Source organism: Salinivibrio kushneri (assembly GCF_005280275.1).
Taxonomy (GTDB): domain Bacteria; phylum Pseudomonadota; class Gammaproteobacteria; order Enterobacterales; family Vibrionaceae; genus Salinivibrio; species Salinivibrio kushneri.
Window position 1 is genome coordinate 111,967 of record NZ_CP040021.1, and the last position, 12,912, is coordinate 124,878.

The 12,912-nt window shown below is 53.7% G+C and carries 12 protein-coding genes; 5 read left to right on the forward strand and 7 right to left on the reverse strand.

Translation table 11 applies throughout. The features are described from left to right. The first annotated feature begins 79 nt into the window (after positions 1 to 79). Positions 80 to 439 (forward strand): hypothetical protein, encoded by a 360-nt coding sequence (locus FCN78_RS00550; RefSeq protein ID WP_069361966.1) that lies wholly within the window; start codon positions 80 to 82, stop codon positions 437 to 439. 64 nt (positions 440 to 503) lie between these two features. Continuing rightward, positions 504 to 977, forward strand: a complete 474-nt coding sequence (locus FCN78_RS00555) for a hypothetical protein (protein ID WP_077456781.1) — start codon at positions 504 to 506, stop codon at positions 975 to 977. Positions 978 to 1,034: 57 nt separating this feature from the next. Here FCN78_RS00555 and FCN78_RS00560 read toward each other — a convergent pair whose 3' ends face one another. Both FCN78_RS00560 and greB read right to left on the reverse strand, forming a co-directional pair. After that, entirely contained in the window at positions 1,035 to 3,332 is a 2,298-nt protein-coding gene (locus FCN78_RS00560; RefSeq protein WP_077659111.1) for a Tex family protein, read from the reverse strand. Positions 3,333 to 3,423: 91 nt separating this feature from the next. After that, on the reverse strand, positions 3,424 to 3,918 hold the full coding sequence (gene greB, locus FCN78_RS00565; protein ID WP_069361963.1) for a transcription elongation factor GreB: 495 nt from the start codon (positions 3,916 to 3,918) through the stop codon (positions 3,424 to 3,426). 221 nt (positions 3,919 to 4,139) lie between these two features. On the opposite strand from greB, the gene ompR reads away from it, so the two are divergent. The 3 genes from ompR to FCN78_RS00580 all read left to right on the forward strand — a co-directional run bounded on the left by ompR (position 4,140) and on the right by FCN78_RS00580 (position 6,680). Next, the gene (gene ompR, locus FCN78_RS00570) at positions 4,140 to 4,856 is read left to right on the forward strand and encodes an osmolarity response regulator transcription factor OmpR (protein WP_046074657.1); all 717 of its coding nucleotides are present in this window, start codon (positions 4,140 to 4,142) and stop codon (positions 4,854 to 4,856) included. A gap of 2 nt (positions 4,857 to 4,858) precedes the next feature. Beyond that, positions 4,859 to 6,184: a two-component system sensor histidine kinase EnvZ gene (gene envZ, locus FCN78_RS00575; protein WP_069361962.1), complete on the forward strand. Its 1,326-nt coding sequence runs from the start codon at positions 4,859 to 4,861 to the stop codon at positions 6,182 to 6,184. A 100-nt stretch (positions 6,185 to 6,284) separates the two neighbouring features. Beyond that, on the forward strand, positions 6,285 to 6,680 hold the full coding sequence (locus FCN78_RS00580) for a GntR family transcriptional regulator (RefSeq protein WP_069361961.1): 396 nt from the start codon (positions 6,285 to 6,287) through the stop codon (positions 6,678 to 6,680). Here FCN78_RS00580 and recG read toward each other — a convergent pair. The 5 genes from recG to gmk all read right to left on the reverse strand — a co-directional run bounded on the left by recG (position 6,665) and on the right by gmk (position 12,701). Then, entirely contained in the window at positions 6,665 to 8,821 is a 2,157-nt protein-coding gene (gene recG, locus FCN78_RS00585; RefSeq protein ID WP_077659112.1) for an ATP-dependent DNA helicase RecG, read from the reverse strand. The two genes, FCN78_RS00580 and recG, sit on opposite strands and share 16 nt — an antisense overlap. Next, positions 8,782 to 9,483, reverse strand: coding sequence for a tRNA (guanosine(18)-2'-O)-methyltransferase TrmH (gene trmH / locus FCN78_RS00590; RefSeq protein ID WP_077456771.1), 702 nt, complete (start codon positions 9,481 to 9,483; stop codon positions 8,782 to 8,784). Before trmH ends, recG begins: the two co-directional genes overlap by 40 nt. An 80-nt stretch (positions 9,484 to 9,563) precedes the next feature. Next, the gene (spoT, locus tag FCN78_RS00595; RefSeq protein WP_069361958.1) at positions 9,564 to 11,663 is read right to left on the reverse strand and encodes a bifunctional GTP diphosphokinase/guanosine-3',5'-bis pyrophosphate 3'-pyrophosphohydrolase; all 2,100 of its coding nucleotides are present in this window, start codon (positions 11,661 to 11,663) and stop codon (positions 9,564 to 9,566) included. A gap of 27 nt (positions 11,664 to 11,690) precedes the next feature. Further along, positions 11,691 to 11,963 carry a DNA-directed RNA polymerase subunit omega gene (gene rpoZ / locus FCN78_RS00600; protein ID WP_046074663.1) on the reverse strand — a complete coding sequence of 91 codons (273 nt, stop codon included), beginning with the start codon at positions 11,961 to 11,963 and terminating at the stop codon, positions 11,691 to 11,693. A gap of 114 nt (positions 11,964 to 12,077) precedes the next feature. Continuing rightward, a complete protein-coding gene (gmk, locus tag FCN78_RS00605) occupies positions 12,078 to 12,701 on the reverse strand; it encodes a guanylate kinase (RefSeq protein ID WP_069361957.1) in 624 nt (207 codons plus the stop codon). Positions 12,702 to 12,912: the final 211 nt, after the last annotated feature.

The window sequence follows — 12,912 nt, forward strand, 5'->3', positions numbered from 1 at the left end:
GGTAGAATTGACTAAATCCTGTCATGGTTCTGCCGATAAGTTAACTATGTCACTTGCTCTGACATTAGGAGAGACCATAATGAACGTAGGTAACGTTGGGCAGTCTCAGGCGTATCATCAACAAACGATGAAGCCAAAAGCGCCGACACAACCGCAACAAAATGCGGACAACGCGGCCAAAGACACGAAAACAGCCAAGGCGGCTGAGACGCTTTCCGCTGCCGAGGCAGCAAAAGAAAGCAAAGATGTGAAAGCAGCGAAAAACGCTGAAGGTGTTAAAAAGCCAGAAGATAAATCATCGGTTGAATCCTTTACCTATGGTGCGTTGGGCATGGACCACCCGGACAAAGTGAAAGAAAACGATGATGCGGCCTATGGTGCGGGACAATTTTTGTCTGCGCTGGGCACAATAGGTACCATACTCGCGGTTGTCGTCTAAACTATAAGGAGACGAGGCCGCACTGACAATTAGGCCTTCAGCTGATGTTGGGAGGTAGCATCAGATGAATATATCGCCAGCAAGCGTCAGTATCCCAACTGTCGCGCCATCGGTGAACCCGCCAACTGAACAAGTTGCGCGGGACAATCGCATGCGCGAAAAAATTGTCCCTACCAAGCAAGCCCCAGAGCCAGAACACGGCAAAGCGGCCACCGATCAAGGCAAGCAGCTCGGCCGCTCATCTTGGGATCCGTCACAGCACCCCAACTATTCGCTCGACTACAGTCGCGAGTCCTTGTCCGACGCTGATTACGACGGTGCCAATATTGCTGGGCGTGTTGATGCCATGGCACGTAATGAGCCTGGAGAGCAAGCACGCAAAGACAACGGCTACCCCTTGGGGTTGAAAATGCCGGAAGAGGTGCTGGAGAAAGTTGAAGAGCTGAAAAGGTTCGAGCAAACGCGTGCGGTGGTTGCCATGCGTTATCAGCAAGCAACCGTGGCGAACATGCCCTCAGAGGTGCTGATTGTGATTTAAGTGGTGTCAATGATGCCACGATGAAAAAGCCCCACGATGTTTCGTGGGGCTTTTTGGTTAGGAGCGCTTGGCGCGGGCAAAGGCATCGGCCATGCTGCCCATTGCAGCGGGTTTGTCCTGGCGCTTTTTCGGACTTTTGTCACGCGGCTTAGGGGCGGCGGCTGAGGGTTCGCTGGCGGCTGGGGTATCGTCGAGGCGCATCGATAACCCAATTCGCTTGCGCGGCGCATCCACCTCCATGACTTTCACTTTCACCACGTCACCAGCTTTGACCACGTCGCGTGGATCGCTAATAAAGCGGTTTGATAGCGCGGAGATGTGTACGAGGCCGTCTTGGTGAACGCCGATATCGACGAACGCACCAAAGTGCGTGACATTCGTGACCACGCCTTCGAGTTGCATGCCTGGTTTTAAGTCACTGATTTGATTCACGCCCTCGGCAAAGGTGGCGGTTTTAAACTCAGGGCGCGGATCGCGGCCGGGTTTGGCCAGCTCGTTCAATACATCGGTGACGGTGATTTGGCCAAAGGTGTCATCCGCGTAGTCACTGGCGGTTAAGCTCTGTAATAAGCCCGTGTTACCCACTAAGGCATCGACCGCCTTGCTGGTCTTTTGGGCGATATGTTTGACCAATGGATAGGTCTCTGGGTGGACACCCGAGCGGTCAAGCGGGTTGGCGCCATCCATTACCCGTAAAAAGCCAGCGCATTGCTCATAGGCTTTCGGCCCAAGGCGCGGCACTTTCAGCAAGGTTTTACGGTCGTTAAATCGACCATTTTCATCGCGAAAGGCAACAATGTTTTGCGCCATGGTTTGGCTAAGGCCCGCCACCCGGGTGAGCAGCGGCGCAGACGCGATATTGACATCGACCCCTACGGCGTTCACACAGTCTTCCACCACGGCATCAAGCTTTTTCGCCAGCTGGTGTTGAGAGACATCGTGCTGGTACTGACCGACGCCAATCGATTTAGGATCAATTTTAACCAGCTCGGCGAGGGGGTCTTGCAGGCGGCGAGCGATAGAAACCGCGCCACGTAGCGAGACATCCAGATCGGGAAATTCTTTGGCTGCCAGCTCTGACGCTGAGTAAACCGAGGCACCGGCCTCACTGACCATCACGGTTTGGATGCTCAAATCGGCTTGTTTGAGCATGGTGGTGACAAAGTGTTCGGTTTCACGTGAGGCGGTGCCATTGCCGACCGCAATCAAGTTCACGCCATGGCGATCAATAAAACGGCGTAGTGTTTTACTCGCCCCTTCAATATCGTGTTTAGGCGCGGTGGGGTAAATGGTGGCGGTGTCGAGCAGTTTGCCCGTGCCATCCACCACCGCCACTTTACAGCCGGTACGTAGGCCTGGGTCTATCCCCATGGTGCAGCGAGGGCCAGCCGGTGCAGCCATCAATACATCTTTTAAGTTGGCGGCAAACACATCAATGGCGTCGTTCTCTGCGCGCTCTTTCAGGTTGGCCATGAACTCGGTCTCAAGATGCATCAAGATTTTTACTCGCCACGCAAAGGCGATGACTTGTTTGCGCCAACGGTCTGCCGGGGCGGTGCCCAAAGACAGCTGATAGTGTTGAGCAATCATGGTCTCGCACACGCTTTGCTTGCTGTCTGGTGCTTGGTCGGGGTCGGCAATCAGTGCCAGCTGTAGCACGCCTTCATTGCGACCACGAAGCATGGCTAAGGCACGATGAGACGGCACTTTGGCAATTGGCTCTTGGTGAGCAAAGTAGTCTTTGAACTTGGCACCGGCTTCTTCCTGGCCAGCAACCACGGTAGCGCGCAGCACCGCGTATTGCTTAAGGTATTGGCGCAGCGTTTCTAATAAGCTCGCATCTTCGGCAAGGCGCTCCATCATGATGGCGCGGGCCCCCTCGAGTGCCGCTTTGGTGTCGGCGACACCCTTTTCCGCATTGATGTATTGCTCAGCAAGTGTGTCAGGGTTGTGTGAGGCGTCTTGCCATAAGGCCTCAGCCAAGGATGCTAGGCCGGCCTCAATCGCAATTTGGCCTTTGGTTCGGCGCTTGGGTTTGTAAGGCAGATAGAGATCTTCTAAGCGGTTTTTACTCTCGGCAGCGAGAATATCGCGGCGCAAGCTCTCGGTCAGTTTGCCTTGCTCGTCAATCGATTTGAGAATGGTATCACGACGAGCGTCCAATTCGCGCAGATAGACCAAACGGGTCTCAAGGGTGCGCAATTGCGAGTCATCCAGGCCCTGGGTCGCTTCTTTACGATAGCGGGCGATAAAAGGGACAGTGTTACCATCGTCAAGCAGATCGACCGCTGTCTTAACTTGACCTGGTGCGACATTGAGTTCGTGCGCCAGGGTGTGTGTAATGGATGTGTGCATGTGTTTCCTTTTCTCTACAAGCACGGCAGGGGAACGCCCTGCCAAGGGATAGCATTTTTGACCGCGATGGGGACGAAGGTTCCCTCAGGTGTTACTGAGCGTCGCTGTCACTGGGTTTCGGGTAGGTAATGGTATTCACAAACCATTGCTTTTCGCCTTCAGGGGTTGAGACCACCACCTCGTCATCAACGGCTTTTTTTAATAGCGCCCGCGCCATGGGGGCATCGATAGAAATGTAATCTTTGCGTTCATAAATCTCATCAGGACCAACGATTCGAAATTGCTTGGTGTCGCCGGCTTCGTTTTCAATTTCCACCCAGGCGCCAAAAAAGACCCGTCCTTCTTGCTCGGGCGCGTAATCAACAATAGTTAAGTCATTGAGGCGTTTGCGCAGATAACGGACGCGGCGGTCTATTTGGCGTAACAAACGTTTGTTGTAGGTGTAGTCTGCATTTTCTGAGCGATCACCCAAACTGGCGGCCCAACTGACAATTTTGGTCACTTCTGGGCGCCGTTCGTGCCACAGGTAATCGTGCTCGGCTTTGAGCGCGTTAAACCCTTCTCGGGTCACCAATTTGGTTTTCACGTTACCTCTCCTTTCGCTAGCCATTCGGCGTCGCGCGATATAACCTTGTCCAGGAAAGTACAAGAAGCGGGCAAACTTGTCGAGGCAACACTCGGTAACAATTTACCCCTCGCTTGGCGGCAGACAAACACGCGGTCTGAAAGAGAACTGTGGCAAAATTCAGTATGATATAAGTGACGGTCAATCCATGGCCGGGCAACGATCAGCATTGAGGGCTTAGCATGCAAGAGAACTATAAAATTCTAGTGGTGGATGATGATATGCGTCTGCGCTCGCTACTGGAACGCTACCTGACCGAGCAAGGTTTTCAGGTGCGTAGTGTGGCCAATGCCGAGCAAATGGATCGCTTACTCGCGCGTGAAGCCTTTCACCTGATGGTGCTGGATCTGATGTTGCCGGGGGAAGATGGCCTGTCAGTGTGTCGCCGTTTACGCCAAGCGAATAACCAATTACCCATTTTGATGTTGACCGCCAAGGGCGATGAGATTGATCGCATTGTCGGTTTAGAAGTGGGTGCCGATGATTACCTACCCAAGCCTTTTAACCCGCGAGAGCTATTGGCGCGGGTACGCGCGGTATTGCGCCGGCAGACCATTGAAGCGCCAGGCGCGCCGAGTGCAGACTCAACCACAGTGACCTTTGGCGAGTTTCGCCTCAACTTGGGCACGCGAGAAATGTTTCGCAATGATGAGCCGATGACGCTCACATCCGGCGAGTTCGCAGTGCTTAAGGCCTTGGTCACCAATGCGCGAGAACCTTTGTCACGTGATAAGTTGATGAACATGGCGCGTGGCCGTGAGTATTCGGCGATGGAGCGCTCGATTGATGTACAAATCTCGCGTTTGCGTCGGATGATAGAAGAAGACCCGAGTAAACCGCGTTACATTCAAACCGTATGGGGGCTCGGCTACGTATTCGTGCCGGATGGAGAGGTATAGCGATGCGGATGTCACCGCGGACTAACTTTGCACGTACCTTGTTTATCTTGGCTGGCTTATTAATTGCCAGCCAAGTTTTTTCTTATCTAACCATCGTTAATTATGCCTTGCTGCCCAGTTTGCAGCAGTTCAACAAGATCCTCGCTTTTGAAGTACGCTTGATGCTGGAAGAAGACTGGTATCTTAAGGATGGTGAAGTCCTTCACCTGGGTGAACCCGTGCGGCGGCAATTGTTGGAGCAGATTGGGGTCACCTTGCATGCGCCCAACAGTGAGCCTGCGGCGGCGTTTAAAGACGCCATGGAAATTGATTATTTAAGCGAGCATATCAGCGAGGAGTTGGGCACCCAAACCGAAGTGCGCTTGGTCAGCGGTGAAGACAGTTACGTGCTGTGGCTGAAGTTTGACCAGATTGACGATTTTTTAATGCGGATCCCGCTTTCCGAGCTGCATCAAGACGACTTTGCGCCTTTATTTCAATACAGCTTAGTGATTGCCCTGTTGGTGATAGCGGGCGGGTGGCTATTTATCAAGATGCAAAACCGTCCACTCGTGGCTCTTGAGCGCGCGGCGTTAGATGTGGCAGATGGCCGTTTTCCCGATCCTGTCCCACCACGAGGGGCATCAGAAATTCAGGCGGTGACGGTCGCGTTTAATAAAATGTCAGCCGGTATACGCAAGTTGGAAGAAGATCGCGCCTTGCTGATGGCGGGCGTCAGCCATGATTTGCGCACGCCACTGACGCGCATTCGCCTTGCCACTGAAATGATGTCATCGGATGACGCCTATTTGGCCGATAGCATTACCGAGGACACCGAAGAGTGTAATGAAATCATCAACCAGTTTATGGACTACTTGCGCGCGGTGCAGCAGCAAGATCCTGATCCGGTTGATTTAGCCAGTATTTGCCGCGATGTGGCGAGTAATCAGCAACAAATGGGGGTCGATATTGATCTCGACCTGGGGGCATTGCACGGAGAGCTATTTGCTAATTCGGTAGCGTTAAAGCGTGCGGTGACTAACTTGGTGGTTAATGCGGTGCGATACGGTCATGGCTGGGTCCGTCTCGGTTGTGGCAGCAATGCTGATCATACCTATCAGTGGGTGGAAGTGGAAGATAATGGCCCGGGCATTGAAGCGAGCCTCGAAAATACCTTGTTCCAGCCGTTTACCCGCGGCGATACGGCGCGGGGCAGCGAAGGAACGGGGCTAGGGCTAGCGATCGTGAAACGGATTGTGGAACAGCTTCATGGTGATATTCGCTTGTCGTCACGTACTGAAGGTGGGTTAAGAATTCAGATGACGTTTCCTGTGGGCAATAAAAAATAACACCCTTGTGTGCGTGTGACCACGTTTTTGGCCGCGGAAGTCGCGGAACCAGGAGGGTAGGCCATACTGTCATAGAGACTCAATACACTGGGAAACGGCCATGCGTTTATCGCTAGATAGTCAGGATCCGACGCCTAAATTTCAGCAGCTGATTGATCAAATTCAACGGCAAATTGCCAGCGGCACCCTCTACCCCGGTGCGCGCCTTCCCTCGGTGCGGCAACTGGCCAAAACATTGGCGATGAACCCAATGACGGTGTCGCGCAGCTATCAACAATTGGCCGATGAGGGGTGGCTTGAGCGCTTGCCTGGAGTGGGCATGCAGGTGAGTGAAACCATGCGCCCGGCTGAACCCGAGCAGCGTTTGCACTACGTTGAAGGCGCACTGGCGCACTTTATCCAGGCGGCCAGTGAAGCGGGATACAGCAAGTCAGAAACCATGGCGCTGATCATGACGCATTGGGAGCGTTATAGCGGCGATCAGGCATTGGAGTAGTGGGTTTTATGCCCCAGCCAGCGGCGAATAATCGCTTGAGCATGTTGTGGGTAGTGTTGATGTAGGTGCGTGGCCAGTTTTTGCACTTCAGGGATCAGCCCCTGATCTCTGACCAAATCGGCAATCTTAAACTCAGCCAGCCCGGTCTGGCGGGTGCCGAGAAGCTCGCCAGGTCCACGAATATCGAGATCGCGCTGCGCAATCACAAAGCCGTCATTGCTATCGCGCAGCACCCCAAGCCGCTGACTGGCGGTTTTGGATAAAGGGGCATGGTAAAGCAGCACACAATGACTGGCGACGGAACCACGGCCGACACGGCCACGTAGCTGGTGGAGTTGTGCCAGCCCGAGTCGCTCGGGGTTTTCTATAATCATTAGGCTGGCGTTGGGGACATCGACGCCCACTTCAATAACCGTTGTCGCCACCAATAACTGTAACTCGCCTTGTTTAAACGCTTCCATGACCGCTTGCTTTTCTGCCGCTTTCATTCGCCCGTGAACTAAGCCAATTTCCAGGTTGGGGAGGGCTTCTTTAAGCGCGGTAGCTGTGTCTTCCGCGGCTTGCGCTTCTAAGGCATCGGACTCTTCAATCAAGGTGCACACCCAATATGCTTGTCGACCGGCTGCACATGCGGCGCTGACGCGGGCGATGATATCGTCGCGTCGGGTGTCGGGGACGGCGACGGTTTGGATGGGTGTGCGCCCCGGGGGTAATTCATCGATGACGGACGTTTCAAGATCCGCATACGCGGTCATCGCCAAGGTACGGGGAATGGGGGTCGCGGTCATGATAAGCTGGTGCGGATGGGCGCCTTGCTGCTCGCCTTTTTCACGCAGCGCGAGACGTTGGTGAACGCCAAAGCGGTGTTGTTCATCAATAATGACCAACGCTAGGCTGTCGAACTGGACGCTCGCTTGAAACAAAGCATGGGTACCGACTACCATTTTCGCTTCGCCGTCAGCAATGCTTGCCAGGGTTTGCTCCCGCGCTTTCCCTTTTAGCTTGCCGGCCAGCCAACCGACTTGAATGCCCAGTGGTTCGAGCCACTGAGCGAAGTTAGTGGCGTGTTGCTCGGCCAATAGCTCGGTCGGTGCCATCAACGCAACTTGATGGCCTTGTTCAATCGCTTGCAAGGCGGCGAGCACGGCGACCAAGGTTTTACCTGCCCCCACATCGCCTTGCACGAGGCGCATCATCGGAAACGGCTTGGCCAAATCGGCGCTGATCTCGCTCACCACCCGGGTTTGTGCGCCGGTGGGAGTGAAAGGCAGGTTGTCTAAAAGGCGCTGCCCTAATGACTGACTGGGCGCGAGGGCAAAGCCTTTCACTTGTTGGGCTTGGTGGCGCACAGACAGCATCGACAGGTGTTGGGCAAGGAGCTCTTCAATGATCAAGCGTCGCTGAGCAGGGTGTTGCCCTGCTAATAAGTCTTCCAACACGGTCTCGGGCGGCGGACGATGCAAAAGGTGTAATGCATCGCGCAGCGAAAGCTGTCTATCGTACAAGCCCTCGGGCAGCAGCTCGTCGACGCCACTTTTGTCTAACAAAGCCAGGGCTTGATCGGTCAGGCTACGCAGCGTCGCTTGGCGCAGCCCCTCCGTGGTGGGATACACGGGGGTGAGGGTTTCTTCCATCACCAATTCGGTGGGCTCAGAAAACACCTGATACTCGGGGTGAATGATCTCCAGCCCGTGCTTTCCGCGCTTGAGTTCACCGTAGGCTTTTACTTGCTTGCCTACGGCTAAACTGTTTTTCATTGCGGCATTAAAGTTGAAAAATCGCAGCGTTAACGCGCCACTGCTATCTTGCACCCGAACCGTGAGCATCCGGCGGCGACCAAACACGGTGTCATTGTGGGTGATTTCACCTTCAATGGTGGCATGCTGGCCGGGTAAGAGGCTGGCAACCGGCCATACTCGGGTGCGATCTTCATAACGATAAGGCAGGTGAAATAAAACATCCTGCACCGTATGCAGGCCTATTTTTGCCAGTTTTTCTGCCATTTTGCTGCCAACGCCACTTAAGGTATCAACAGTCACCGCACTTAGCATCGAAGATCGCATCTGTTTCTCTATGGGTTTGCTCTGGCTCGTGTGTCGGACTAACGTGGATGTTTGGCTGCCTGCATCTGTGCCCACCATGCCTCGTCGGCCACAATTTGACCGTGTGCATCTAAGGGCGGATAAGGCAAGCCTTTTTGTTTTGCCACGCGGGCAAGCACCGGGTGACCACGCTCGAACAAAATGTGGTGAACCTCGTGGTCGGGCAAGCGTGTCTTATCCAACTGATACATGCCAGCCGCTTGGCGTTGGCGCTGTGCTTCGTACAAAATCAAGGCACTGGCCACTGACACATTGAGTGACTGTACCATACCTACCATAGGAATGAGGATGTCTTGGTCCGCTTTGTCGAGCGCTTCGCGACTGATGCCTTGTTTTTCTTGCCCCAGCACGATGGCCGTCGGACGGGTGTAGTCGATCTCGCGAAAATCGACCGCGGTATCCGACAAGTTAGTGACTAACACCTGCATCCCTTGGGCGTGCATGGCATCAAAGGCTTCTTCCGTGGTGTTGTGAGTGACCACATCTATCCAGTTGCGCGAGCCGGCCGATGTGCCACCGAGGGTGCGCATCTTGGTGCCTTCTGGCCATACCGCATGCATGCGGTGAATGCCTACCGCGTCGGCCGTGCGAATGATGGCGGAAATATTATTGGGCTTGTGAACTTGCTCCATGCAGACAGTGAGATCAGGCTGGCGTTGGGCCAAGACCTGATGAATGCGTTCAAAGCGTTCAGGGGTCATGATTCAATTCCGTCAATAACAGGAAAAAAACGGTGACGCCCGCCAAAGGGCGGGCGACAGGTAATGATGGGTTGGGGCACTCAGTTTTTCTGGCGGCTCACTTTCACCACATTAGGCATGACGCGAAGGCGACGCATAATGTTGGCCAAATGCACTCTGTCTTTGGTCGTTAAGCGAACAAAGATAGTGTATAGGCGACCATCGCGCTCTTCGGTGGTTAACCCTTGGATATTGGATCCGGTTGCGGCGATGGTATTGGTGAGGTCGGCCAATGCTCCCTGGTGGTTTTGCATATCCACGCGTACCCGGGTGCTGAACTCTTGTTCAAAATCGTCCGCCCACTCGACCGGCATATATTTATCCGGCTCTTGGCGGTGGCCGCGGATGTTAGCACAGGTTTCACGGTGGATAACCAAGCCTTTACCTGGGCTGACATGCGCAATGATGGGGTCACCTGGGATAGGGCGACAGCAATTGGCATAAGTCACCAAGATACCATCCGCACCACGAATCGGCATTTTGCCCTCGGTAGGGGCGGCCGGATCTTGATCTAGCAAGCGACGAGCGATCACCACGCTCATGAGTTCGCCAAGACCAATCGATGCCAGTAAGTCGTCGCTGGTTTTTAGCTTCAAGTCGCTCAGTACAGCGTCAACGCGTTCAGGATTAATATCCGCTAGGTTTTTCTCTCCGAGCGCGTGATTGAGCAGGCGACGCCCTAGGGTGACCGACTCTTCTCGGCGCATGGTTTTTAGCACCTGGCGGATTTTCGTCCGTGCCCGCGCGGTGACCACATAGTTAAGCCAAGCGGCATTAGGACGCGCGCCTGGTGCGGTGATAATCTCAACCGTTTGACCATTTTTGAGCGGCTGGCTCAGCGGGTAAGGCTGACGATTAACCCTTGCCCCAACACAGGTGTTGCCGACATCGGTGTGGACGGCATAGGCAAAGTCGACCGCGGTGGCATCGACAGGCAGCTCGACAATCCGCCCTTTGGGGGTAAAGACGTACAGCTCGTCGGGGAAGAGATCGGATTTGACGCTCTCGATAAATTCGAACGAGCTGCCGGCGCTTTGCTGCAGCTCGATAATGTTCTGCATCCAACGCTGCGCCCGTTTTTGCGCGGTGGTGCCAGAGGGTCTGTCGGTGCCACTTTTGTACGCCCAGTGTGCGGCCACCCCTTTATCCGCCATTTGATCCATGTCTTCGGTACGAATTTGTACTTCCACCGGGACACCATGTGGGCCAATCATAGAGGTGTGCAGTGATTGATACCCGTTGGCTTTGGGCACCGCGATATAGTCTTTGAGCCGGCCTGGGCGTGGCTTATACAAGTTATGCATTTGCCCCAGCACGCGGTAGCAGGTATCGAGATCACCCACAATCACCCGAAACGCGTATAAATCCATGATGGTATGGAAACGCTGCTCTTTGTTCTTCATCTTGTTATAGATGGAGTAGAGGTTTTTCTCTCGGCCCAACACACGGGCTTTAATCCCTGCATCTTCCAAGCGGCCTTCAATTTCCGCATGGATTTTTTGGATCATCTCTTTGCGGTTGCCCCGCGCTTGCGCGATCACCTTTTTAAGCACGCGGTAGCGATTGGGGTACAAGGCCTCAAAGCCGAGCTCTTCAAGCTCGACTTTTATATTATGGATACCCAGACGATGGGCGAGGGGCGCGAAGATTTCTAGCGTTTCACGGGCGATACGGCGTTTTTTATCTGGGCGTAGCGCACCCAAAGTACGCATATTGTGGGTGCGGTCACTCAGTTTTATCAGGATTACGCGAATGTCATGGGCCATCGCCATGACCATTTTGCGGAAGTTCTCGGCCTGGGCCTCTTTGCGATCGCGGAATTTAAGCTTATCGAGCTTAGACACCCCGTCCACCAAGTCGGCTACCACATCACCAAAGCGTTGCTGCAGATCATCTTTGGTCACCTCAGTGTCCTCAATCACATCATGCAGCAATGCCGCCATCAAGGTTTCACAGTCCAAGCGCATTTCTGCCAAGATCCGTGCCACCGCGATGGGGTGAATAATATAAGGTTCGCCGGTTGAGCGAGTTTGCCCGTCGTGGGCATCCCTGGCTACTAGGTAAGCTTGCCGAAGCGCTTCAAGCTGTGACTCCGGCAAATACTGGCTAGCAACTTCTTTCAGGCTATCAAATAGATACAAACGGCCTGTCCCTGATAAATGCAGCGTTTAACGTTGACCAGAAATGGTGCTTACCGCGGCCATTTCAGCGGCTTCTTGCTCTTGCTTCTCCTGACGCTCACGTGCGTCGAGGACTTCTTTGTTGATCAGTCCTTCTTCAACTTCACGCAAAGAGATCACTGTGTACTTGTCGTTTTCTTCTGCGACGAGGGCATCTTTGCCGCCCGTTTGCATTTGACGGGCGCGGCGAGCCGCAACCAGAACGAGATCGAAGCGGTTACCAATTTTTTCAACGGCGTCTTGAACAGTTACGCGTGCCATGAAGGACTCCAGCTATGTCATCAATAGGTCATTCAAAATGACCGAAAAGTATACAAAAGGCCGCGACCTATTGCCAGCGTTGGCTGGGGCAATGGCCACGTCTCAATGTGGTGGTTAGTCAGCCAACAGTTCGTCGATCATTGTATGATACTTGCTGGCTTGTTTGGCTTGTGCCATCCGCTCGGCACGGATGATGGCCTTAATATCCATCAATGCGACATCAAAGTCATCATTAATAATCAGGTAATCATAATCAGCATAGTGAGAGATCTCGGTGCGTGCTTCCTGCATGCGTTGCGCAATCACTTCCTCACTGTCTTGGCCACGTGTCGTGAGGCGTCGTTCTAACTCTTCACGGCTGGGTGGCAAAATGAAAATACTCTTGCTGTTCGGCATTTGCTGACGAATTTGCTCAGCGCCTTGCCAATCGATATCGAGAAAAATATCGACACCATTATTAAGCATTTTTTCAATCCATACGCGCGAGGTGCCGTAATAATTGCCAAACACTTGCGCGTGCTCTAAGAACGCTTCCTGTGCAATCAGTGACTGAAATTCTTCCTCGGAGACAAAATGATAATGCACACCGTTTTCTTCACCAGGACGCATAGCGCGCGTCGTGTGAGACACAGACACTTTCATGTCATAGCGAGGGTTATCATTCAGCAGCGCTGAAATCAGACTAGATTTGCCCGCACCACTTGGGGCGGAAACAATGTAAAGCGTACCTTGGCTCATGGATTGATCACTTTCACTGGCTGATGCCCATCCGCAGTATAGCGTATACGTACAGGCGTCGATCGACGAATAGATAGTTGTTCCCCGTGGGAGGCGCGCAGGGTAGCACGAACCGGCGGGGATTTGAACGCTAGAGCGTGAAGTTACTGACTCGATACACGCGTGCGCGATTGCCGGTGTGACACAAACTGTGCGCTGAGTCGATAAAGCA